Here is a 24,867-nt window from a genome sequence, read left to right on the forward strand (position 1 = left end):
AAATCAGCCGGGAGAACCGGCTGATTTACCATTAAAATGAGCAGCTTACGACATCTATATGTTTTGTGTCCAAGGCGTAATAAAACCAGCGGTGGTGTGAGGCATCCCAATAAAAGCCGCCGACGGATTCTCTGCCAAGAATGACTGGATAGAACCAAAATGAGCTGCCGTTGGTTAACCAAACATAGGTAAAACGGAAGAGGCAAGGCTGAATGAGAACGGGTTCAACTAAATAAGCCGCCCCATGCAAGCCCTGAGGCTTTGTCGGTTTTGCCGGCTTTTTATGCGGGGGAGGACCTTGCGGCGCCCCGCCTCCAACACCGGGCACGGCGCCTCCGCCTATACCAGGCACGGCACCCCCGCCAATTCCGGGCACGGCGCCTCCGCCTATACCAGGCACGGCACCCCCGCCAATTCCGGGCACGGCGCCTCCGCCGATTCCGGGCACGGCACCCCCGCCAATTCCGGGCCCAGCGCCTCCGCCAATTCCGGGCACGGCGCCTCCGCCAATTCCAGGCTCTGGGTATCCAACTGGGTAGCGGTAATCATATTCAACTGCGAGCCATGGATCATAAATCGGTCCGTCATACATATATGGATGATAATACATATCATAACGTCCTTTCTCATAGTAAACTGTACATTTGACAGGATATGAGAGTGGGCTTATATTAGTGAATCTGCCTATGGATGAAATTGGCATGCGCTCAGTGTGCAGAAACAATCCATTTTTCCCTAGTCCCATTCACAATTCCGATTTATAATTTTATAATATAAGAGCTTCTATTATGAAAAAGGAGACAGACCGTGAATATCGATCAAAAACTATATCAATATATCATAGACCATACGGCTGACATTACTGAGAAATGGTTCAGTTTACGAAGTCAGCTGCAAGGCGAATTATACTCCGCCGACCATTTAAGTGAAGAAACGAAAAAGCTTTTGACAGAGCAGCATACGTTTACGAATATAACAATCGCAAGTGCATTCCTGGAGGAACAAACCGAATTTCAAGACAATATGGCAAAATGGGCGCTGAATGTTGCGAAAAACAGAGTAGAGCAAGATGTTCCGGTGCATGAGGTCGTCGAAGCCATATCAAATTCAAGAATCGCATTCTGGGATGCTGTCGTTACGTTTATAAAAGAGCATCGGGATATCGTCACAAATGAGGATGCTGACCGCTGGAACCGTACTGTGAATCAGTCTTTCGATAAGCTGATTATTGAGTTTTCCGAGCAGTATCAAAAATTTATGCTGATGAGGCTCACTTCTCAGCAGGAATTAATCAGTGAATTAGGCTGTCCGGTGATTTCCATTGCGGATGGAATCGGCATATTGCCGCTGATTGGCTCTGTCGACACAAAACGTGCGCAGGTGATTTTAGAGACAGTGCCTGTCCAATGCATTGAGAGAAAAATCACAAGTCTTGTTGTCGATCTTTCCGGCGTCCCGATTGTGGATACAATGGTTGCACAGCAATTGTACAACCTGTCAAAAACACTTTTCTTACTTGGCGTCAAAGCCGTATTTTCAGGCATTCGACCGGATGTAGCCCAAACATCCATTCAATTAGGGCTCGATTTCAGTGAATATGAAACATACGGCACGCTGAAGCAGGCGCTTGAAAACATGGGCGTCCGCTGTATTGTTGAGGAATTGGAAGAAAACTAAGATGAAATCTGATTAGGCATATGACCGCCCCTTGATGAGGTGATCATATGCCTTTTTGATTTGAATAGAAATCACCATTGATTTATTGGAAAAAACATAATATTATAATTCTTATAAGAATACTATGAATTAAAACCAAACAGGGGGGAAGGTCATTGGTTTCAAAAACAACCGTTGATCCGAAAGTGATTGAAAAAATCATCAGTTCGTTGGAAACACTGGATTTCGGCACCGTTCAAATCACCGTACACGATTCCCAGATCACACAGATTGAGAAGGTCGAAAAGCACCGTTTCTCACTGAAAAGCAAAGAATCGAAGTAAAAGAGGTTTTTTAAAGGCCTTTGTTCGACATAAATTCTCCTTAAAACATATACATATTTCATCCATTTTTTATATAATAGACCTTTAAGATCATTTCTTAGGAGGATTTTTGACATGCAAGCTACGGTTCACGAGAGTAAGCAATCGATCATGCAGCGCATTTTGACAGTCTTTGTCTTCACGCTGCTGATCGCGACTGTCGGCCTTTATATCGGCCAATTTGTTCCTGTCGCTTTGATGCTGCCGCTTTCCATTCTTGAAGTGGGGATGATTATTCTGGCCTTCTGGATGCGCAGAAGAAAAGCGGTCGGGTATGCGTTTGTATATACATTCGCTTTCATTTCCGGCATTACGTTATTTCCGATCGTCAGCCACTACGCTTCTATCGCCGGCGCCTATGTCGTGCTTGAAGCCTTTGGCTCTACATTTGTCATTTTTGCCGTTCTCGGCACAATCGGCGCAAAAATGAAGAAGGATTTATCCTTCCTGTGGTCATTTCTGCTGGTAGCGGTGCTCGCACTCGCAGTGGTGGGCATTTTCAACATTTTCAGCCCGTTAAACTCAGCGGCGATGATGGCGTATTCCGTGATCGGAACCATCGTCTTTTCCCTTTACATCTTGTATGATTTAAACCAAATCAAACACCGTCATATTACAGAGGACTTAATTCCGGTTATGGCATTGTCACTGTATCTTGACTTTATCAACTTGTTCATCAACCTGCTTCGCTTCTTTGGCATTTTAAACAGTGATGATTAATCAGAAAGCGCCTGTCATTGAGATAGGCGCTTTTTGAAATTGTTATTTATGTACAATAGCGTGACAATAGTGTCCGGCATTTTTCTATTCGTTCTGATCGGCATTGTGTTTGTAATCAGCGATATTTGTCAACGTGTTTAAAGAAAAATGCTGTAGCCTGTCCAGACCGGACGGGTTTTTTAGTCTTTAAACACGCTCAGCTTTTCAAACAGATCACCCAGCATATTTACGAACATGTCTTTTTCCTCGTCGCTGTAGTTTTCCATGACAGCGGAAATCTTGCTGAAATGGCCGGGCAGAAATTGCTCTAGCCGTTCTTTGCCTTCCTTTGTCAGCTCGATACTCATTTTTCGTTTATCCTCGGTGTGATGCCTGCGGCGGACAAATTCGTCCCTCGCGAGTCCGTCAAGCAGGCCGGTAATCGTTGCTTTTGTGACGTTTGATTGCTTGGCGAGCTCCGTCGGGCTTAACGTGTGGTCCTTTGCATCGAACAAAAGCATCAGGATTTTAAATTTTCCTTCAGACAGTCCGCATCTGGCGAAATAATGCTCCATCACATGATTCATTTTTTTCGAGATATCAAACAAAGATAAAAATAATTCAAGAGAACCGGCGTTCACATTGGAATACGTCTCGGCGTGTTCTGTTATATGCTTGTATTTCGGTAAATGTTTTAATTCCATCACAATAAGCTCCCGTACGTTTGTCGTGACACGATTATAATGGAGGGAAAATCAGAACGCAACCTGTGTTGGAGTTGATTGACAGCTGTTTGCCGCACATAGTAAGGTAATATAATTAGGTGCCTAACTACATGCAGAGAACTGAAAAGGTGGTTATCAACATGAAACATATACTGATTGCGGGGGGCGGAATCGGCGGGCTGTCGGCAGCCATTTCTCTCAGTAAAGCAGGTTTTTCCGTCACCTTATGTGAAGCGGCTGCAGAAAACCGCAAGACCGGCGCAGGGATTCTCCAGCCGCAAAACGCACTGGCGGTGTTAAAGGAGCTGGGCGTATTTGAAGAGTGCTGCGAGCATGGATTTCAAACAGCATGGTTTAAAACATTCGATAAGCAGGGGAATCTATTATTCAAAGTCAGTGAGTCTTTCTTAGATGATAAGCTTCCGGGCCGCAATAATATTCTGAGAAAAACGTTAAATGACATTCTCATCAAGCATGCCGAAGCTTCGGGTGCAAGGATCTTGTGGGGGAAAAAGATTGTGGCTTATGAAGAAACGCCTGAAGCGGTTACCGCTGTATTTGATGATGGCGAAAAGATGCAGGCCGATATTCTGGCGGGCTTTGACGGCATTCATTCTATTGTGCGGGATGCCATGCTGCAAAAAGAAATAGAAAAAGAGTTTCTCGGCATGGGGGCGTGGCGCTTTTATATCGAACTTCCCGATGACACATTTGAGGACGCGACATTGATGTACAGAAGCGGAGAGACACAAATCGGCGTTGTGCCTTTGGGGGAACATGCCGGCTATGTTTTCGTCCTCCAGCCTTGCGCGAGCGATTATTGGGATGAGGAAGACACCCGGTTTGATAGAGTCAAAGAGATTCTCTCTGGCTTTCCGGGACTCGATTTTGTCACAAAGCATATGTCAAAAGAACACCCCGTCATTTTTAACAAGCTGGAGCAGGTTGCAGTGCAGGAGCCATGGTACAAAGGCCGCGTCGTCATCGGGGGAGACGCCGCCCATGCCGGAGCGCCGACCCTCGCACAAGGAGCGGCAATGGCCATCGAGGATGCCATGGTCCTAGCCGAAGAACTCAAAAACCACGACAGCATCAAAACCGCATTTCATGCATACTACGAAAGAAGAGCGCCAAGAGCGCTCAACGTGCAGGATTTATCCTCAGAAATCGTCCGCCGCGGGCTGAAAGGCCAGCCGGGAGCGGAAGAGCTGATCGGGGAGTGTTATGCGGTGTTGAGAGAAGGATATTAAATAGGAAAAGTCCAGAATTGAATTCTGGACTTTTTATTCTTGCTCTGTTTTATTCTGTATCCGCTCAATCACCTCATGCAGCCCTTCAGGTTTATAAAACTCCACCGGCGAACTGCCCTTCTCAAACGAAATCGTCTCCGCTTCAATCAGCGCGACATAGCGCCCGTTCACCTTCGCTAGGTGAATCGATTCGCCAAAATCCGCTAGCAATCCCTTAATCTCGGTTTCTCCGACTTTCATTTTCAGCTCGGCTTCCGGCGTGTGCTCGATGATCTGGGCGGAGGCTTCGATCACTTGATGCGTGTCGAGGCGTTCTTGGATTTCCCGTTTTTCGCTCGCTTCCCAGATTTCGATGTCTTGTTCAAACTGCTTGAGCTCTTCACTGTTGTCCTCAAATGTCTCATAGACGTGCTCCTGCACCATGTTCATGACCTGGGTTTTCATGATTTCCGGCATTGATTCGCCGTACTCAACGAATTTCAGGAAATCCTCGAAATAGCGGGCGTGGGAGGCTTGGTGGATTTTCAGCTCGCCTTCCTCGACCATTCCTTCCTCCGGCATGAACGGGTATTGGATGCTCTTCATGTTTTTTGTCGTGATGGCCATTTCGACTTTTTTAATGAGGGAGGACGCGTCTGAGATGCGGGCGACCTTCGGCTCAAAATCACATTTCATAATGAAGACAAATGACTCGTCGAAGTACTTTCTCGGCACGGCCGAAGCGACTAAGAACACTCCGCCGCGGACCGCGCTTGTATCAAGGTACGTGCGGACGAACTGTTCGCTCAGCTCGTTAAAGTCCTCTTTTGTTTCCGCCAAGCGCGCGCGGTTGAACATGTTGTAGTTCGGGTTGGAATCCAGCTCGTGGCCGGGTTCGACGATAAAATGGCCGATTTTCGTCGGCACCTGCTCGGACTGCGGATGGCGGTCGGCTTTCCGTTTGACGATTTTTTTCAGCTCTCCGTCAAGAAAGTCCTTCAGTTCGCTTTCTTCAAATTCCTCTGTATCAAGGGTCTGGAAGTGCTTGAATTGCTTGTTTGCCTGCTCATCCTTGCCTTCCACCTGTATGACATAAAAGGATAAAAACCGAATTTCAAAATCCATATATGAACTCACCTTATTTGCGTATTGTACAGCTTCTCAAGTATAGAAAAAACAATGATCAGGCGTCAATCAGAGAAATGGAATAATCGTCACCATGAAAGGGAAATGTAGTCAGATAGAAAGCATTACATACGAAAGGAATGGTTCGATGAAGGAAACAAGCCCGATTCCTCAGCCGAAGACGTTTGGACCGCTCGGCAATCTTCCTTTAATTGATAAAGATAAACCGACCCTGTCACTGATCAAATTGGCGGACGAGCAAGGCCCCATTTTTCAAATTCACACACCGGCGGGCACGACAATTGTGGTGTCCGGCCATGAACTCGTAAAAGAAGTTTGTGATGAAGAGCGTTTCGATAAAAGCATTGAAGGCGCTTTGGAAAAAGTTCGCGCGTTTTCCGGTGACGGATTGTTTACAAGCTGGACGCATGAGCCCAACTGGAGAAAAGCGCACAACATTTTGATGCCGACGTTCAGCCAGCGGGCCATGAAGGATTATCATGAAAAAATGGTCGATATCGCTGTTCAGCTGATTCAAAAGTGGGCCAGGCTCAATCCGAACGAAGCAGTCGACGTCCCTGCGGATATGACCCGGCTGACGCTGGACACGATCGGGTTATGCGGATTTAACTATCGTTTTAACAGCTACTACAGAGAAACGCCTCATCCGTTTATCAACAGTATGGTGCGCGCGCTGGATGAAGCGATGCACCAGATGCAGCGGCTTGATGTTCAGGATAAACTCATGGTCAGAACAAAGCGCCAATTCCACCACGATATACAAACGATGTTTTCGTTAGTCGACAGCATTATTGCAGAGCGCAAGGCGGATGGGGATCAGGATGAAAAAGACTTGCTCGCCCGGATGCTGAAGGTGGAAGATCCAGAGACCGGGGAAAAGCTTGATGATGAAAACATCCGTTTTCAGATCATTACATTTTTAATTGCCGGCCATGAAACAACGAGCGGCCTGCTTTCGTTTGCGATCTACTTTTTATTGAAGCATCCCGACAAATTGAAAAAGGCGTATGAAGAGGTCGACCGGGTGCTGACGGATGCAGCGCCGACCTATAAACAAGTGCTTGACCTGAAATACATCCGGATGATTTTAAATGAATCATTGCGTCTATGGCCGACGGCTCCGGCTTTCAGCCTTTATCCAAAGGAAGATACGGTCATTGGCGGAAAATATCCGATCACAACCAAGGACAGAATTTCTGTCTTGATTCCGCAGCTTCACCGCGATCAAGACGCATGGGGAGCTGATGCTGAGGAATTCCGTCCAGAACGGTTCGAACATCAGGACCAAGTGCCTCATCATGCCTACAAGCCGTTCGGGAATGGACAGAGAGCCTGTATTGGCATGCAGTTCGCCCTGCATGAGGCTACACTTGTGTTGGGCATGATTTTAAAATATTTCACTTTGATCGATCATGAGAATTATGAGCTTGATATCAAACAAACGCTGACACTTAAGCCCGGTGATTTTCACATCCGGGTTCAAACGCGAAATCAGGAAGCGATTCATGCCGGCGTTCCGTCTGAGGAAAAAGCGGCGCACGACGATGAACAAAAGGGCAAACAGGAAACGAAAAGTGCTTCGGTTATCGGTCTCAACAACCGGCCGCTACTCGTATTGTACGGCTCTGATACAGGCACCGCGGAAGGCGTCGCCCGGGAGCTTGCAGATACAGCCAGTCTTCACGGCGTAAGGACTGAGGTTGCGCCTTTGAACGATCAGATTGGAAAGCTGCCGAAAGAGGGAGCTGTTGTGATCGTCACCTCTTCCTACAATGGAAAACCGCCAAGCAATGCGGGACAGTTTGTGCAGTGGCTTGAAGAAATACAGCCGGGTGAGCTTGAGGGTGTCCATTATGCGGTGTTTGGCTGCGGAGATCATAACTGGGCAAGCACGTATCAATATGTACCCCGAACCATTGACGAGCAGCTAGCGGAAAAAGGGGCGACCCGTTTTTCTGCACGCGGAGAGGGCGATGTGAGCGGCGATTTTGAAGGACAGCTTGACCAGTGGAAAAAAAGCATGTGGTCGGACGCCATCAAAGCCTTCGGACTCGAGCTTAATGAAAACGCTGATAAGGAGAGAAGCACGCTGAGCCTTCAGTTTGTCAGGGGGCTGGGAGAATCCCCATTAGCCCGGTCGTATGAAGCGGTTCACGCATCCATTGCGGAAAATCGTGAACTCCAGTCCGCAGACAGTGGGCGCAGCACCCGCCATATTGAAATTGCGCTGCCTTCTGGCGTCGAATACCGGGAGGGCGATCACCTTGGCGTTCTGCCAAGGAACAGCCGGACAAATGTCAGCCGGATTCTTCACAGATTCGGCTTAAAAGGAACTGACCAAGTTACACTGACGGCAAGCGGGCGCAGCTCGGGGCATCTGCCTTTGAATCGGCCTGTCAGCCTGCATGATCTGCTCAGCTACAGCGTCGAGGTGCAGGAAGCGGCAACAAGGGCGCAAATACGCGAGCTGGCCGCATTTACCGTCTGTCCGCCTCATAAACGTGAATTGGAAGATATGACAGAAGAGGGCGTTTATCAGGAACAAATTTTGAAAAAACGGATTTCCATGCTGGATCTGCTCGAACAATATGAAGCATGTGAAATGCCGTTTGAACGGTTTTTAGAGCTTTTACGCCCGTTAAAACCGCGGTATTATTCGATTTCAAGCTCTCCGCGGGTGAATCCGGAACAAGCCTCGATAACTGTAGGCGTTGTGCGTGGGCCGGCTTGGAGCGGACGCGGCGAATACCGCGGAGTGGCATCGAATGACTTGGCGGAGCGTAAGGCGGGAGATGATGTCGTGATGTTTGTCCGCACACCGGAATCCCGATTTCAGCTTCCGGAAGACCCTGAAACACCAATCATCATGGTGGGGCCGGGAACAGGGGTTGCGCCATTCCGCGGATTCCTGCAAGCCCGGTCAGCTTTAAAACGCGAGGGGAAAACGCTCGGTGAAGCCCATCTTTATTTTGGCTGCAGAAATGACCGCGATTTTATTTACCGGGATGAGCTTAAGCAGTTTGAACAAGACGGAGTTGTTACTGTGCACACGGCTTATTCCCGTAAAGAAGGCATACCGAAAACGTACGTTCAGCACCTCATGGCGGAACATGCGGAAACCTTAATTTCGATTCTCGACCGCGGCGGCCGGCTTTATGTATGCGGTGACGGCAGCAGGATGGCGCCTGATGTGGAGGCCGCGCTGCAAAACGCGTATCAGTCTGTTCATGGCACCAGTGAAGAAGAAGCGCAAAACTGGCTCAGACATCTGCAGGAAACAGGCATGTATGCAAAGGATGTCTGGTCGGGGATTTGATTGTTTTTACAAAGGACTGGAAAGATCCAGTCCTTTTGTTATGTCCTTTTTAAAAAAATGTGATCTCGCTAAACGTCTGTGCATACAATAACCACAGTCCGCCTGATGGGCGGGCTGTCCTTAAGACCTATTTTTCGTTTTTGCTAGTTTATGTTATTCTTATACTCGGTATCTATTTCTTTTTTTCCAAAAGCGGGCATGACAAAAGAAACCTTTTTTATTTACGAGAAAAAAGTGAAACGAATTGAGGGCTTCTTTCGTCCAGTGTTTGGTTTGAAATAGGTGTAATAGAACTGGTATGGTGCAAAACGTAAATATCCCGGTTAGCGCGGTATATTTATTTGTTGTGTGATGCCTTGATTTTGTTTGGAAAGAAGGAATTGGAAGACAGGATAAAAAGAGAAGGTAAAAGTAAATAAAGACTTAAAGTGTTTAAGAAAGTAGAGGTTGCCATGAAGAAACTTTTTTCTTACAAACTTAGCTTTTTTGTGTTGGCTGTTATACTGTTTTGGGCAAAAACGTATTTATCCTACAAAACAGAGTTTAACCTTGGGGTAAAAGGCACAACCCAAGAAATCCTTTTGGTGTTTAACCCGTTCTCAAGCGCCGTCTTCTTTTTAGGACTGGCTTTGCTTGCGAAAGGGCGAAAATCGGCTATTATCATGCTGATTATTGATTTTGTGATGACGTTCATTTTATATGCAAATATTTTATTCTATCGTTTCTTTGATGATTTCTTAACGTTCCCGAACATTAAACAGTCCGGCAACGTCGGAAACATGGGAGACGGTATTTTCAGCATCATGGCCGGTCATGATATTTTCTATTTCTTAGATATTATCATCTTGATTGCGGTACTGATCTGGAGACCTGAATTCAAAGAATTCAAAATGAAAAAACGTTTTGCGTCTTTGGTGATTCTTTCCGGGGTCGCACTGTTTTTCATCAACCTGCATTTTGCGGAAAAAGACCGCCCGCAGCTGCTGACAAGAACGTTTGACCGCAATTATATCGTAAAATACTTAGGTCTTTACAATTACACCATTTATGACGGTGTGCAGACGGCTCAAACAGAAACGCAAAGAGCGTATGCAAGCAGCGATGATTTGACAAGTGTCGAGAATTACACGACGTCACATTACGCGAAGCCGAACGCTGAGTACTTTGGTTCTGCCAAAGGCAAAAACATCATTAAGATTCACCTGGAAAGCTTCCAGTCGTTCCTGATTGATTACAAGCTGAACGGTGAAGAAGTTACGCCATTCTTAAATAAACTGGCCCACGGCGGCGAAGACGTCACGTACTTCGATAACTTCTTCCATCAGACAGGTCAGGGTAAAACATCTGATGCCGAGCTGACAATGGATAACTCGATCTTCGGTCTTCCGGAAGGCTCCGCATTTGTAACAAAAGGCGAAAACACATACCAGTCGCTTCCTGCGATTTTGGATCAGAAGGAAGGCTATACAAGCGCCGTTCTGCACGGTGACTACAAATCGTTCTGGAACCGCGATCAGATTTACAAACATATCGGCTATGACAAATTTTTCGACGCAAGCACGTATGATATGTCAGAAGAAAACATCATTAATATGGGGCTCAAGGATAAGCCGTTCTTTACAGAATCGATTCCAAAACTTGAATCTCTGAAAAAGCCGTTTTACGCGCATTTGATTACCTTGACAAACCATTATCCGTTTAACTTGGATGAAAAAGACGCGACGATTAAGAAAGCGACGACTGGCGATAATACAGTCGACAGCTACTTCCAGACTGCCCGTTACCTTGACGAGTCCCTTGAGCAATTCTTCAAGGAACTGAAGGAAGCAGGTCTGTATGACAACTCAGTCATCATGATTTACGGTGACCACAATGGGATTTCTGAAAACCATAACCGCGCGATGAAAGAAATTCTCGGAAAAGAGATCACAGATTATCAAAACGCGCAAAACCAGCGTGTACCTCTGATGATCCGCATTCCTGGCAAAAAAGGCGGAGTGAACCATACGTATGGCGGCGAAATTGACGTCATGCCGACACTTCTTCACTTGCAAGGTATTGATTCTGAGAAATATATCAACTTCGGTACCGATTTATTCTCTAAAGACCACGACGACACAGTGGCGTTTAGAAACGGCGACTTCGTAACGCCGAAGTACACATCTGTCGACAATATCATCTATGATACGAAGACAGGTAAAGAAGTAAAAGCGAATGAAGATACGAAGAACCTGAAAACGAGAGTGACACAGCAGCTGAAGCTTTCAGACAGTGTCCTTTACAAAGACTTGCTGAGATTCCATAAACTCAGTGACTTTAAAACTGTTGATCCTTCTGATTATCATTACGGCAAGGAACAAGATATCGAATAAGACAAAGAAGAGCCTTGAGCGGGCGCATTGCCGCGCTCAGGGCTCTTTTTTTGTGTGGTTACATAACCAAGTTGAAAAAATAGATTCTATTTGGTCACCAAGGCCGCCTCTCTCTCATATCATTACAGTAGATTTTGAAACCGGTATTGGAATCGGACAAATTATCGGGGAAATGCCTTGATAGATTGTAAGGAGGTACCAAGGTTTCGAACTCAATATTCATAGAGATGAGGGGTAGAGATGAAAGCGGTCATTCTCTGCGGCGGAAAAGGAACGAGAATGAGTGAGGTCACGAATGAACTTCCTAAACCGCTCGCCATGATAGGCGGAAAACCGATTCTATGGCATATTATGAAAATCTATCAGTACTACGGAGTGAACGAGTTTATTCTGCTTTTAGGCTACAAAGGAGAAAAAATCAAAGAATATTTTCTGAACTACGAATGGAAGCACAACAGCCTCACGCTCGACAGTTCTACAGGAGAGGTGCAGATGCTGGGACAGCCTGAAACGTGGAAAATCACATTTTTGGAGACAGGGGAAGACACGCTGACAGCCGGAAGAATCTTGCAGGCGAAGGACTACATCGGCGATGAAACGTTTATGCTCACCTATGGGGACGGGCTGGCCAATATCAATCTTTTTCATCTCATCAGCTATCATCAGACAAAGGGTGCTGCCGCGACTGTCACCGGCATTGATAAAGTCTCGCAGTTCGGCACCTTAACGGTTGAGGATGGCATAGCGAAAACATTTTCTGAAAAGACATCGAGTGACGGCATCATCAATGGCGGATTTTTCGTTCTCAATCCAAAGGTTTTCGATTATTTGCCGAAGGACGGAAACGCCATGTTCGAAGATGAACCGCTGAAGAACCTTGCGAAAGACGGTGAACTTGCCGTGTATCGCCATTACGGATTTTGGACGGCAATCGATACGTATAAAAATCTTTTGGAAGTCAACAAGCTGTGGGATCAAGGACAACATGTATGGAAGGTATGGTGAACTGATTTGAGTTTCTGGAAAAATAAAAACGTATTTGTCACGGGTTGTACAGGTCTTTTAGGAAGCTATTTGGTGAAAGAGCTGATCGAACAGGGCGCAAACGTGACGGGGCTTGTCAGAGATCATGTGCCTCAGTCCAACCTATATCAGGGAGAACACGTGAAGAAAATGAACATCGTGCAGGGCGCTCTTGAAGACTTGCCCGTGATTGAACGCGCACTTGGCGAGTATGAAATCGACACGGTGTTTCACCTCGCTGCACAAGCGATTGTCGGCGTAGCGAACCGCAACCCGGTTTCCACTTTTGAAGCGAATATTCTCGGCACGTGGAATGTTCTTGAGGCCTGCCGGAAGCATCCGTTAATCAAGCGTGTCATTGTCGCGTCAAGCGATAAAGCATACGGCGATCAAGAAAACCTTCCGTACGATGAAGATATGCCGCTGCAAGGCAAGCATCCGTACGACGTATCGAAAAGCTGCGCGGATCTGATCAGCCATACGTATTTTCACACCTATGGCCTGCCGGTCTGTATTACACGCTGCGGAAATCTGTACGGCGGCGGGGATTTGAACTTCAACCGCATCATTCCGCAGACGATTCAGCTTGTGCTGAACGGGGAAGCTCCCGAAATCCGCAGCGACGGCACCTTTGTCCGCGACTATTTCTATATTGAAGATGCCGTTCAGGCTTATCTGCTTCTGGCGGAGAAAATGGAGGAACACAATCTCGCCGGAGAAGCCTTTAACTTCAGCAATGAGATTCAGCTGACTGTGCTTGAGTTAGTCGAGAAAATATTAAAGAAAATGAACAGCAATCTAAAGCCGAAGGTGCTGAATCAGGGAAGCAATGAAATCAAGCACCAATATTTATCTGCGGAAAAAGCGAGAAAGCTGCTGAATTGGACACCTGCTTACACCATTGATGAAGGACTTGAAAAAACCATTGCGTGGTACACAGAATTCTTCAAAAAGTAACGCGAAATGAGGTGAACATACCGTGACGAGCGCCTATTGCACCGTTTTATCAAAAGGAAGATTATATCAGGCAGTCGCCTTATTTAAGTCTTTAGCGCAAGTCGATCAAGACAGCCCCATTTTTACGCTTTGTATGGATGATGACACGCACCGCGTATTGCAGAAATTGAATCTGAAGCAGCTGACACTTGTACCGGTGTCAGCGCTTGAAAATGAAACGCTCCTAAAGCTGAAGGATACACGGGATCAAAGCGAATACTGCTGGACGATGAAGCCGATCTTTCTGCAAGCTGTGCTGAACAGCAATCCCGAACTGGAACGGGTGACGTATATTGACGGAGATTTATTTTTCTACGCCGACCCGTCACCGATATTTGCGAACCAGCCGGACTGCTCGGTGCTGCTTTCCCGGGGCGATATTATCATCCCTTCCTTTGAGAGAGAGCAAATTGATATGCTGCAGCGTCTGTTAGGCAGATATAACTCGGGCTTTATCAGCTTTAAACATGATAAAGCAGGAACGGACTGTCTGGAGTGGTGGAAGGAGCGCTGTCTTGAGGAGTGTAAAAATGCGCCGGGTGAAGGGAAATTCGGGGATCAGGGCTATTTGGATTATATGTCTGAGCTGTTTCCGAATGTGTGTGACATTACGACACCAGGTGTGAACATTGGCCATTGGAATTACGGACAGCATACGTTTTCCTGGAAGGATGGCCGAATTGTGCTGGAAGATGGAAACCCGCTGATCTTCTATCATTTCAGCGGATATCGAATCGTCAGCATCAATGAAATCAAACAGATTCACGAAACAACACGCACAGACCTGCCGTTCGTGCATGAGCTGTACCAGCAGACCCTGCCGCATATCATTCAGCATATCAAAGCGCTTGACCCTGAATTTAACGGTTTTGCTTCAAAAGATGATAACAAATAAATGATTAAATACAGGAAGTGAAAATGAAGTGAAAGCAAGCGTTATTATTCCTGCATATAATTCAAAGGAGCGCCTCTATAACAGCCTTCTGTCTTTAAACCAGCAGGAGTGCGATGAAGAGTTTGAGGTCATCGTAGCGGATAATGGCTCTGAGGACGGGACGCTCTCGATGCTCAAATCGTTTCAAGCGGACTTTCCGCTGATTTTTGTACGGATTAAAGAAAACAGGGGCATTGCATACGGAAGAAATCAGGCGGTCCGCAATGCCAGAGGAGATATTCTGATATTTCATGACAGCGATATGCTTGCTGCCAAAGATCTTGTGGCAAAGCATATCAAAGCGCATGAAAACAAAGAAAATCTTGTTGTGTGCGGTTTATTTTGGAAAAGGATCTACAGCTATTATTATGAGCGCTTTGAAGATGAACATAAGAAGCAGCTCGCAAAGTTGTATGATGAAATGCCGAAAAAAGACAAACAAAAGCTTCTGGCGGAAGCGGATATCAAAAACGAAAGCTTTCTGGACCAAAGCTTTGACCTTGATACCGATTTTATTGACGTGCTGAAGCGGATACTGGATGAATACGGCGATGACTTAAAGGGCTACCATATGCCGTGGCGTTTTTTTATCACAAACAATTCATCAGTAAAACGAAAGCATGTGGCTGATCTCGGTTTGTTTGACGAAGGCATTGTGCGGTACGGGTTTGAGGATTATGATCTTGGGATCAGGCTCCATCAGGCCGGACTCACGTTCAGGCTGCACCGCGATATTGTCAGCGTTCATCAGGAGCACCCGAGCAATTGTCAGTCAGTAGACGATATCAGAGCAAACATTGCCTATATGTGCGACAAATATAACAACATTCAGTCATTAGACGTTCATCTTGCCTTTAACGGCCCATTCCCTCCGGACATGACCAACAGGATCATGGATGATATTCATAAGCTGCTGGACTCGAAGAAATACGACATGCTGCTGCATCTGTTTCTTGAGCTGCTCCATGTCGTGAAGGATCGCAATCTGGACCCGGATTGGCAGAAAAAAACACCGCGGGTGACTGCGAAAAGCTTTGATTTGCAAGCCGTTCAAAAGCTTCTGCCAAAAGCGAAGAAGAAGCTTGGCGTAAACGATTTTGCCAATGCGCTGTATGCGCTTGTCAATGATATACTGCACGTGGATCTTAGATAAATGGATGTGGTATGGTGAGTCAATTTCATTTTTCAACAATAGTGTCAAGGACGCACATCTTTAAACTGATGCCTATGATTCATTCCCTCCATGAGCATTGCGATGATTTTCATTTATATGTGCTGTGTGTCGATCAGAAGGCATATGAATTGCTACAGCACGTGCCATGGGAGCATGTCACCTTTGTGCAGCTTCATGAAATGGAAGATCCGGAGCTATTGGAAGCGAAAAGCAACAGAACGTTCCATGAGTATTGCTGGACACTGAAGCCCGCATTTTTGTTCCATGTCATGAGCCAGTGGGATGACGCCGAATATTATGCCCATATGGATACCGATCTGTTTTTCTTTTCTGATCCAGCGCGTATTTTTGCCGAAAATCCGGCGGCTTCACTGTATTTGACCGATCACCGCAACTCGCCGCGGTTCAAGTCTTATTATGAGCGGACCGGGCGTTTTAACACAGGCTTTGTCGGCGCCCGGAATACGGAAGAAGCCTATCAAGCGGTGTGGCAGTGGAGACAGGATTGCATTGAATATTGCACGGTGGAAATGAATACGAAAAGAAAGACGTACGGCGATCAAAGGTATGTGGAGAAGTGGCCGGCGCAGTATCAGGGTGTGCATGTTGTCAAATCAACCGGAGCCAATACGGCGCTTTGGAATATAGAAAACTATCAGGTGACTCAAAAGGACGGCCGCGTTTATCTAGATGAAACGCCGCTGATTTTCTATCATTTCTCCGGATTCACATTGGTGACGGAGAACGAATTTAATCTTTGCTGGTATTACCGCATTGAAGACGAAGCGACAATTGAAATGATTTATATGCCGTATGTGTTAAACCTGAAAAGATGGATTGACGAAATACAGGCGGCATTTCCGGACTTTGCGGACGGTTTTATCCCGAAGCACGCGGTGCCGGACACTCATTTTATTCAGCTTGATTAAAAAACCCCTGCCAGGCGGCAGGGGTTTTTTTCAGCTATGCCATTCTCTCAGTTTCTGATCACTCGGCAAAAGAAACGCAAGGATGCCAAGAATCGGGAGAAACGAAATGGCAATCATGGTCGGGGTCAGTCCCGCAGCATCAATGAGAGCGCCAAGCGCCACAGCGCCGATTGCTCCCATACCGAAGGCGAGGCCGACGGTTAAACCGGACATCGTGCCGATCTTTCCGGGGACAAGCTCCTGTGCATACACAACTGTTACGGAAAAGCTCGACATGAGAACCAAGCCGATCAAAGCGAGTACCCCATAGGCCAGAACCGGTCCGGCAAATGGAAGCAGAATCGCCAGCGGCGCTGAGCACAGCAGCGAGCCGAGAATGACAACTCGTTTTCCGAAACGGTCTGCGAGCGGGCCGCCGAGAAAGGTTCCGACAGCGCCAAACAGCAAAAAGACGAAAATATAGCTCTGAGCCTGCTGAATGCTTACGTGATATGTATCCATCGCGTAAAACGTGTAAAAGTTGCCGATCGCACTCGTATACCAAGAACGCGCGAAAATCAAAAAGATAATAATAATAAGAGCGGTTATAACGGACTTGGTGACAGACGAGTTTTGTTCAGCGGCTTTCTTTTGGGTGCCCTGCTTCTGTGCAAGACTGCCGAGCCGAGCGGCGTACCATTTTGCAATATAAAGCAGAAACATAACGGCGAGCGCGGCTACAAGTGTAAACCAGACAGCACCGAATTGTCCGAGCGGGACAAGGATCAGCGCGGTAATCAGGGGCGCCATCGCTTGGCCTGAGTTTCCTCCGACCTGATAAATGGACTGGGCAAGCCCGCGTTTTGTGCCGGCGGCCATATAAGCCACACGGGAGCCTTCCGGATGAAAAATAGCGGAGCCTAATCCGATGAAAAACACACAGCACAAGATCGTCACAAATGACGGGGCAAATGCAAGGCCCAATATGCCGAGCATGCTGGCAGTCAGCCCGATCGGCAGGGCGTACGGCCGCGGCCGTTTATCCGTATACCAGCCGACAACAGGCTGCATGACGGAAGACACCATGTTTAACGTAAAAGCGATGATGCCGAGCTGTGTGAACGTCAAACTCATGGAGCGTTCCAAAATCGGGAACATGGCCGGAATCACAGCCTGAAGCGAATCGTTGAGCATGTGGCAGATTCCGATGATAAACAAAATCGGATACACGGTAGTGCCCGGTTTTTGAACAGGTTTTTCCTTCAGCGGGGCGGCAATAGCCAAATGATTCTCCTCCTAACATATATCACCAATGCATACCACCATATTATTCATAAGGTGAAGGATTTATCAAGAGGAAAAAAGACGCCTTCTGGATAGAAGCAGCACCCGAAGCCAAAAAACATTAACAGTTGATGATTGGTTTTTCGATTTTCAGAATTTGATATAGCTCTTCAAGCTTACGGATATGATACGTCGGCACAACCTCTGTTTCAGTGAGATTCATGCCAGAATTAAGCCAGCACGTATCAATTCCGGCGAGCTGTCCGCCTTTGATATCCGCTGTCAGCGAATCGCCGATGATTAAGGTGTGCTCCGCTGAAAAATGGGGAATCCGTTCAAACACATAGTCGAAGTACTCTTTCATCGGCTTCTGAAAACCTGTGTCTTCAGAAACGAAAATGTCCTTGAAGAACGGAAATAATCCTGAATCTCTGAGACGCTTATATTGAGTACTGGAAACGCCGTTTGTCACGATATACAAATCAAAATGCTGTTCCAGTTTTGCGATGAGATCAAAAGCCCCGTCCATAAGCTGGTGCCCTTCTTCAAGAAAACGGCGATATTTCTGGTCCAGCAGCACTCCGTCTGCTTCATATCCATATTCCTTGAACAAAGCGGAAAAACGGTTGGTCATCACTTCATCGCGAGTCATGTTTCCGCCTTCAAAGGCTCTCCAGAGGCCTTGATTAATTGTTTGATATCGGGATTCCATTTCATCGGTAAGCGGAATGTTCTGGTCTTCAAACAGCAGGCGCAGCGCTGATTTTTCTGCCGCTGTAAAATCCAAAATGGTATTATCTACATCAAATAATAAAGTGCGGTATGGTTTCAAGGCTGGTCTTCCTTTCTGTATGTATACTCAAAGTATAGCACACGCAAAAAAGAAAAAAGCCGGCGAATTGGACGTTTGAAATGTCCGCACCGACGGCTTACAATTATTTGTTTAATAAGCTGTGTTTTTTTGCATAAAGGAAATAAACGATTGTTCCGACGGCGATCCAGATGACAAATGAAAGCCATGTGATGCCTGGAAGGCTGTACATAAACCAAAGGCATATTCCAGCGCTGATGATTGGCACAACCGGAACGAACGGCACCCTGAAGGAGGCTTTGATTTCCGGGTGTTTCTTTCTTAACACAATCACAGCGATCGAAATGACAGTAAATGCCGCAAGCGTTCCCATGTTCACAAGGTGCGCAAGTGTGCCGAGATTAATAAATCCTGCGATTCCCGCCGCGACGATTCCTGTCAGCCATGTGTTGCGGAACGGCGTTTTGAATGACGGATGAATCTTTGCGAACAATCCCGGCAAAAGACCGTCTCTGCTCATGGCAAAGGTTAAACGGACCTGGGCATACAGCAATGCGAGCATCACTGTTGTGATTCCGATGATAGCGCCGACAGAAATAATTCCCGCAACCGCATCCTGGCCGACGAATTTAAGCGCAAAGGACACCGGATCACCGACATTTAATTTGGCATAAGGCATCATACCTGTCAAAACAAGCGATACCGTGATGTACAAAATGGTGCAGACGGCCAGAGCTGAAATGATGCCGATCGGCATATTTTTTTGCGGATGCTTCACTTCTTCTGAAGCGTTGGAAACTGCGTCAAATCCGAGATACGCGAAGAAAACCGTTGCCGCGCTGACAATGACGCCTTTCATTCCAAACGGCATAAAAGGAGTCCAGTTATCCGGTTTGACATAACCGAAGCCGACAATAATGAACAATAAAATAATTCCGATTTTCATCAGCACGATCACGTTGTTGAAGCGTGTACTTTCTTTGACACCTCTGCTGACAATTGCAGTGATGAGGAGAATAATAACCGCAGCCGGAAGGTTAAACACGGCGCCCGGCGAGCTTCCCGGAGCTCCTGTCAGCGCAGCCGGAATATGAAAGTTAAAGCCGGCGAGCAGCGATTGAAAGTATGAAGACCAGCCCGTGGCAACCGCCGACAGCGCAATGACATATTCAAGCATGAGATCCCATCCGATTAAAAAGGCGAGCAGCTCTCCAAGTGTGATATAGGAGTATGAGTACACGCTTCCTGAAATCGGAATCGAAGACGAAAACTCAGCATAACAGAAGGCGGCAAGCGCACAGGCGAGACCCGCTAAAATGAACGATAAGATCAGAGCAGGACCGGCACCGGTCGCGGCCACAGTTCCTGTAATAACGAAAATCCCAGTGCCGATGACACACCCGATACCGAGAAGTGTTAAATCAAATGCGCTTAAAGTACGGGCGAGGCTTTTTGACTGGCTCTGCGCATTTAATGTTTCAAGCGGTTTTTTTCTAAATAATGAACTCATAAAAAGTTCCTCCTGGAAAATTCAAAATATTCTAATCATTATATACATTTCTCGTTGTATTATATTGTCGAAATTTGACGCCGTCAATCATATATTTTTCTGCTTTAAACGATAGAAGCTAAAAAGCGTTGTCGTATCATAATATAGTAATTTTTACAAACGGGATATTGAATTTTGCTGATGGTGAACCGATAGAAATGATAGATTGGCCATATTTTGATTTGCTGTTAAAAAGGAGATGCTGACCATGTTTCAATATGAAGAATTAAACAAACAATTTATTGGCGGAAAATGGCAGGAGGGCAGCAGCCCAAATGTATTGGAAAACAAAAATCCTTATACTCATAAAACAATCACATCCTTTCAAAAAGCGACTGCTGATGATGTAGATGAAGCGTACCGGGCAGCGGCTTTGGCAAAGAAAAAATGGGATGCGGTCAACCCATTCGAGAAAAGAGCAATTTTAGAAAAAGCCGTAACGTATATAGAAGAGAATGAAGAAGCCATCATTTATTTGATTATGGAAGAGCTGGGCGGCACAAGGCTGAAAGCCGCTTTTGAAATCGGACTCGTGAAAAATATCATGAAAGAAGCGGCGACGTTCCCTGTCCGCATGGAAGGGAAAATTCTTCCTTCTACAATAGACGGCAAGGAAAACAGATTATATCGCGTGCCGGCAGGTGTTGTCGGTGTCATCAGTCCTTTTAACTTCCCATTCTTTTTATCTATGAAATCAGTAGCGCCGGCACTCGGAGCAGGCAATGGCGTTGTGTTGAAGCCGCACGAAGAAACACCGATTTGCGGCGGTACGCTGATTGCGAAGATTTTTGAAAGCGCGGGCGTTCCGGAAGGACTGCTGAATGTTGTTGTCACTGACATTGCAGAAATCGGTGACAGCTTTGTCGAACATCCAGTGCCGCGGATCATCTCATTTACAGGATCTACGAAAGTGGGGAGCTACATCGGCCAGCTCGCGATGAAGCACTTTAAAAAGCCGCTTCTTGAGCTTGGCGGAAACAGCGCCTTTATCGTGCTTGAAGACGCGGATATCGAATATGCAGTCAATGCGGCAGTGTTCAGCAGATTTACCCATCAAGGCCAGATTTGTATGTCAGCCAATCGCGTACTGGTTCACTCATCAATTTATGATCAATTCCTTGAGCTGTATCAGGCAAAAGTGGAATCGCTGAAAGTTGGCGACCCGATGGACCCTGATACGATTATCGGGCCTTTAATCAACAGCAGGCAGACTGACGGGTTAATGAAATCTGTTGAGAAAGCGATTGAAGAAGGGGCTGTTCCAGTGAAGCTTGGCGGATTTAACGGGACGATCGTGGAGCCGACCATCTTAAAAGACGTAAAACCGTTTATGAGCATTGCCAAGGAAGAGCTGTTCGGGCCAGTCGTCTCCTTCATGAAGTTTGATTCAGAAGACGAAGCGGTGGATATCGCGAATGATACCCCATTTGGCTTAAGCGGAGCCGTACATACCTCAAATCTTGAACGCGGCGTGGCTTTTGCGAAACGGATTGAAACGGGCATGATCCATGTTAATGACACGACGATTAATGATGAACCGAATGTGGCCTTCGGCGGTGAAAAGCAATCTGGCCTCGGCCGATTAAATGGCGAATGGAGCCTTGAAGAATTTACGACGCTGAAATGGATTTCGGTTCAGCACGAAAAACGAAGCTTCCCTTACTAATAAAAGGAGTGATTGGAATTGAGCATAAGAACGGAAAATGAAACAGCAGATCTTCTAGACGCATTTGTGAAAGTAGCCCCTTATTTAAACAGCCTGGTTCAGGATGATATTACAATCGGCATTTATGATACGGAGAAATTGCTGGTCAATATTCCGGCAAAAACCTTTTCCCTTAACGTAAAAGCCGGAGATCCGCTGCAGGAAGGAGATATCATCACAGACGCGATCCGCAGCAATCAGAAAAAAACGAGCATGGTGCCGAAGGAGTTGTTCGGCTTTCCATTAATCGCACGCGCCATCCCGCTTCATGACCAGAACGGAAGAGTGATTGGGGGAGTGGGCCTCGGCACGAGTCTTGAGGAGTCCTCTAAGCTTCATGATGTAGCGGAAAGCTTATCGGCAGTTGTTGAACAAACGGCTGCGGCCATTTCCGATATTTCTGAATCAATTAACGGTTTCTCATCGCAAATGTCGGGCATTTCCTCACAAGCGAAAAAGGTAAGCGAAAGCGCGGGAGAAATCGCTGATATTTCAGTAACCGTGAAAGGCATTTCTGATCAGAGCAATCTGCTCGGTTTAAATGCTGCGATTGAAGCCGCACGGGCAGGGGAGTCCGGAAAAGGATTTTCTGTCGTAGCGGATGAAATCAGAAAGCTTGCGACGCATTCGAAAGAAAATGTCGGCCAGATCGATCAGATCACGAAAAAAATCCACAGCCTGTTAAAAGGGCTAGAAGAATCGATTGAATCGATTAATCAGCATACTGACGGACAAGCTGCTGCTGTTGAACAGATTTCCGCCACGATGCAGGAGATCTCAGGCAGTGCGCAGCATCTCGCTAAAATGGCAGAGAAAGCGCTTGAAGAAGAGTAAGAGACTGGGGACAGAGTCCCCGGTCTTTTTTTCTGTCCGGTATTTCCATGAAATTTGTCTGCTCTTTTACTAGTTTTATTCCAGCGGCTGATTTAAAATGTACACATGAACTTACGTGAGGATTGATAGGAACCATGAGCATACTAAAAGCGGAGAACCTTTACAAAACATACGGAGATAAGACGTTATTTGACCATATCTCCTTTCATATTGAAGAGAATGAGAGAATCGGATTAATCGGGCCGAACGGCACCGGAAAATCAACGCTGCTGAAAGTGATTGCCGGCTTGGAATCTGTTGAAGAAGGAGACATCGCCAAATCCGGCAGCGTGCATGTTGAATTTCTTCATCAGGACCCGCAGCTGCCTGCTGGACAAACTGTACTGGAGCATATTTATTCCGGTGAATCGGCTGTCATGAGAACGCTCCGTGAATATGAAAAGGCGCTCTATGAACTGGGAGAAGACCCGGAAGATGAAAAACGCCAGAAACACCTGCTGGCTGCGCAGGCGAAAATGGATGCAAACAATGCGTGGGATGCGAATACCTTGGCGAAAACGGTGTTATCGAAGCTGGGAGTAACTGACGTAACAAAGCCTGTCAACGAGCTGTCAGGCGGACAGAAAAAACGGGTGGCGATTGCGAAAAACTTAATCCAGCCCGCCGACCTCCTGATCTTAGACGAGCCGACGAACCATTTGGATAATGAAACGATTGAATGGCTTGAAGGGTATTTGGCGCAATATCCAGGCGCCGTCATGCTGGTGACGCACGACAGGTACTTCTTAAACCGCGTGACAAACCGCATTTATGAGCTTGAACGGGGCAGTCTCTATACCTACAAAGGCAACTATGAAGTCTTTTTGGAAAAGCGCGCGGAACGGGAAGCGCAGGCTGAGCAAAAAGAAACGAAGCGGCAAAATCTGCTGCGCCGTGAACTGGCCTGGCTCAGACGGGGAGCGAAAGCACGCTCCACAAAACAAAAGGCGAGAATCGGCAGGGTAGAATCGCTTAAGGAGCAGAAAGGCCCTCAGTCAGCCGGCTCGCTCGACTTTGCGATCGGCTCCCACCGTCTTGGAAAGCAAGTAATCGAAGCGGAGAACGTGATGATCGCTTATGGAGGAAACGTGCTTGTCGATCGATTCAATGAACTGGTTATACCTGGTGAACGAATCGGGATCATCGGGCCGAACGGCATTGGAAAAACAACACTGTTAAACAGCCTTGCCGGACGAATCACTCCTGACGGCGGGCATATTACGATCGGCCAAACAGTAAGAATCGGCTACTATACCCAGGATCACAGTGAAATGAACGGTGAGCTGAAGGTGATTGAATACATTAAGGAAACAGCGGAAGTCGTGAAAACAGAGGACGGCGATATCGTCACCGCTGAACAAATGCTTGAGCGCTTCCTCTTCCCGCGCTCCATGCAGCAAACCTATATCCGCAAGCTGTCCGGCGGAGAAAAGCGGCGCTTATACTTGCTTCAGGTTTTGATGCAGGAGCCGAATGTGCTGTTTCTCGATGAGCCGACGAACGACTTGGATACAGAAACGTTAAGCGTGCTTGAGGATTATATTGAACAGTTCCCCGGCGTTGTCATCACCGTATCCCATGACCGCTACTTCCTTGACCGCGTCGTAGACCGTTTGATTGTATTTGAAGGGAATGGCGTGATTTCACGGTTCCAGGGCTCCTACAGCGACTATATGGAGCAGGCCAAAGCGAAAAAAACGGCTGAAAAACCCGCAGCTGAAATCAAACCGGCTGAAGCGGAACCGAAGAAAAAACGGAAAAAGCTTTCTTACAAAGATCAGCTTGAATGGGACGGCATTGAAGATAAAATTGCCGAGCTTGAAGAAAAGCATGAACAGCTTGAAGCGGATATCGCCGCGGCGGGCAGTGATTTCGGGAAAATTCAAGAGCTGATGGCCGAGCAGGCAAAAACAGCGGAAGAGCTTGAGACAGCGATGGATCGCTGGACGGAATTGTCCCTCATGATAGAAGAGCTGGAAAGCTAGAAAAGTGCGGCCGCAGCAGGCCGCACTTTTCACATAATGTACAAAAACGAAACGGCCAGCTTATGATAGGATGGAATTGTGTGTCAGCGGCACACGGAA

At 46.8% G+C, this 24,867-nt stretch carries 20 protein-coding genes; 14 read left to right on the forward strand and 6 right to left on the reverse strand.

The annotated features are described in order from the left end of the window. Positions 1-31: 31 nt before the first annotated feature. A complete protein-coding gene (locus tag P3L57_RS03925) occupies positions 32-610 on the reverse strand; it encodes a hypothetical protein (protein WP_069487626.1) in 579 nt (192 codons plus the stop codon). Between the two features lie 197 nt (positions 611-807). On the opposite strand from P3L57_RS03925, the gene P3L57_RS03930 reads away from it, so the two are divergent. The 3 genes from P3L57_RS03930 to P3L57_RS03940 all read left to right on the forward strand — a co-directional run bounded on the left by P3L57_RS03930 (position 808) and on the right by P3L57_RS03940 (position 2,759). Continuing rightward, positions 808-1,677, forward strand: a complete 870-nt coding sequence (locus P3L57_RS03930) for an STAS domain-containing protein (protein WP_044163541.1) — start codon at positions 808-810, stop codon at positions 1,675-1,677. Between the two features lie 155 nt (positions 1,678-1,832). Next, positions 1,833-2,000, forward strand: a complete 168-nt coding sequence (locus P3L57_RS03935; protein ID WP_044163542.1) for a YezD family protein — start codon at positions 1,833-1,835, stop codon at positions 1,998-2,000. Between the two features lie 114 nt (positions 2,001-2,114). Then, a complete protein-coding gene (locus P3L57_RS03940; protein WP_059293873.1) occupies positions 2,115-2,759 on the forward strand; it encodes a Bax inhibitor-1/YccA family protein in 645 nt (214 codons plus the stop codon). 179 nt (positions 2,760-2,938) lie between these two features. Here P3L57_RS03940 and yetL read toward each other — a convergent pair whose 3' ends face one another. Next, positions 2,939-3,442, reverse strand: coding sequence for a transcriptional regulator YetL (yetL, locus tag P3L57_RS03945; RefSeq protein WP_069487625.1), 504 nt, complete (start codon positions 3,440-3,442; stop codon positions 2,939-2,941). Positions 3,443-3,603: 161 nt separating this feature from the next. On the opposite strand from yetL, the gene P3L57_RS03950 reads away from it, so the two are divergent. Beyond that, positions 3,604-4,713 carry an FAD-dependent oxidoreductase gene (locus P3L57_RS03950; protein WP_069487624.1) on the forward strand — a complete coding sequence of 370 codons (1,110 nt, stop codon included), beginning with the start codon at positions 3,604-3,606 and terminating at the stop codon, positions 4,711-4,713. Positions 4,714-4,746: 33 nt separating this feature from the next. Here P3L57_RS03950 and P3L57_RS03955 read toward each other — a convergent pair whose 3' ends face one another. Beyond that, positions 4,747-5,817 (reverse strand): DUF3900 domain-containing protein, encoded by a 1,071-nt coding sequence (locus P3L57_RS03955; RefSeq protein ID WP_069487623.1) that lies wholly within the window; start codon positions 5,815-5,817, stop codon positions 4,747-4,749. 148 nt (positions 5,818-5,965) lie between these two features. Between P3L57_RS03955 and P3L57_RS03960 the strand changes: the two genes are divergently transcribed. The 7 genes from P3L57_RS03960 to P3L57_RS03990 all read left to right on the forward strand — a co-directional run bounded on the left by P3L57_RS03960 (position 5,966) and on the right by P3L57_RS03990 (position 16,582). Continuing rightward, complete coding sequence (locus P3L57_RS03960; protein ID WP_069487622.1) at positions 5,966-9,154, forward strand: bifunctional cytochrome P450/NADPH--P450 reductase; 3,189 nt, start codon at positions 5,966-5,968, stop codon at positions 9,152-9,154. A gap of 452 nt (positions 9,155-9,606) precedes the next feature. Further along, positions 9,607-11,526, forward strand: a complete 1,920-nt coding sequence (gene ltaS1, locus P3L57_RS03965; RefSeq protein ID WP_069487621.1) for a lipoteichoic acid synthase LtaS1 — start codon at positions 9,607-9,609, stop codon at positions 11,524-11,526. Positions 11,527-11,766: 240 nt separating this feature from the next. Then, on the forward strand, positions 11,767-12,531 hold the full coding sequence (locus P3L57_RS03970; protein ID WP_059293866.1) for a glucose-1-phosphate cytidylyltransferase: 765 nt from the start codon (positions 11,767-11,769) through the stop codon (positions 12,529-12,531). Positions 12,532-12,537: 6 nt separating this feature from the next. After that, entirely contained in the window at positions 12,538-13,506 is a 969-nt protein-coding gene (locus tag P3L57_RS03975) for a GDP-mannose 4,6-dehydratase (RefSeq protein ID WP_024120527.1), read from the forward strand. 22 nt (positions 13,507-13,528) lie between these two features. Beyond that, on the forward strand, positions 13,529-14,440 hold the full coding sequence (locus P3L57_RS03980; protein ID WP_059353410.1) for a putative nucleotide-diphospho-sugar transferase: 912 nt from the start codon (positions 13,529-13,531) through the stop codon (positions 14,438-14,440). Between the two features lie 28 nt (positions 14,441-14,468). Further along, a complete protein-coding gene (locus P3L57_RS03985) occupies positions 14,469-15,632 on the forward strand; it encodes a glycosyltransferase family 2 protein (protein ID WP_069487620.1) in 1,164 nt (387 codons plus the stop codon). 14 nt (positions 15,633-15,646) lie between these two features. After that, positions 15,647-16,582 carry a putative nucleotide-diphospho-sugar transferase gene (locus tag P3L57_RS03990; protein WP_069487619.1) on the forward strand — a complete coding sequence of 312 codons (936 nt, stop codon included), beginning with the start codon at positions 15,647-15,649 and terminating at the stop codon, positions 16,580-16,582. Between the two features lie 30 nt (positions 16,583-16,612). Here the strand turns inward: P3L57_RS03990 and P3L57_RS03995 are convergent, their stop codons facing one another. The 3 genes from P3L57_RS03995 to bcaP all read right to left on the reverse strand — a co-directional run bounded on the left by P3L57_RS03995 (position 16,613) and on the right by bcaP (position 20,166). Continuing rightward, complete coding sequence (locus P3L57_RS03995) at positions 16,613-17,845, reverse strand: MFS transporter (protein WP_059336001.1); 1,233 nt, start codon at positions 17,843-17,845, stop codon at positions 16,613-16,615. A gap of 121 nt (positions 17,846-17,966) precedes the next feature. Then, positions 17,967-18,677: a YjjG family noncanonical pyrimidine nucleotidase gene (locus P3L57_RS04000; RefSeq protein WP_069487618.1), complete on the reverse strand. Its 711-nt coding sequence runs from the start codon at positions 18,675-18,677 to the stop codon at positions 17,967-17,969. A gap of 103 nt (positions 18,678-18,780) precedes the next feature. Continuing rightward, positions 18,781-20,166: a branched-chain amino acid transporter BcaP gene (bcaP, locus tag P3L57_RS04005; RefSeq protein WP_059353406.1), complete on the reverse strand. Its 1,386-nt coding sequence runs from the start codon at positions 20,164-20,166 to the stop codon at positions 18,781-18,783. A 247-nt stretch (positions 20,167-20,413) separates the two neighbouring features. On the opposite strand from bcaP, the gene yfmT reads away from it, so the two are divergent. From yfmT to P3L57_RS04020, 3 genes are all read left to right on the forward strand, one after another. Continuing rightward, positions 20,414-21,871, forward strand: coding sequence for a benzaldehyde dehydrogenase (gene yfmT, locus P3L57_RS04010; protein WP_069487617.1), 1,458 nt, complete (start codon positions 20,414-20,416; stop codon positions 21,869-21,871). Positions 21,872-22,339: 468 nt separating this feature from the next. Further along, on the forward strand, positions 22,340-22,744 hold the full coding sequence (locus tag P3L57_RS20705; protein ID WP_369888597.1) for a methyl-accepting chemotaxis protein: 405 nt from the start codon (positions 22,340-22,342) through the stop codon (positions 22,742-22,744). A 134-nt stretch (positions 22,745-22,878) separates the two neighbouring features. Further along, positions 22,879-24,768 carry an ABC-F family ATP-binding cassette domain-containing protein gene (locus tag P3L57_RS04020; protein WP_044163569.1) on the forward strand — a complete coding sequence of 630 codons (1,890 nt, stop codon included), beginning with the start codon at positions 22,879-22,881 and terminating at the stop codon, positions 24,766-24,768. The last annotated feature ends 99 nt before the right edge of the window (positions 24,769-24,867 follow it).

The organism is Bacillus sp. B28 (assembly GCF_029536185.1).
GTDB lineage: Bacteria > Bacillota > Bacilli > Bacillales > Bacillaceae > Bacillus > Bacillus halotolerans.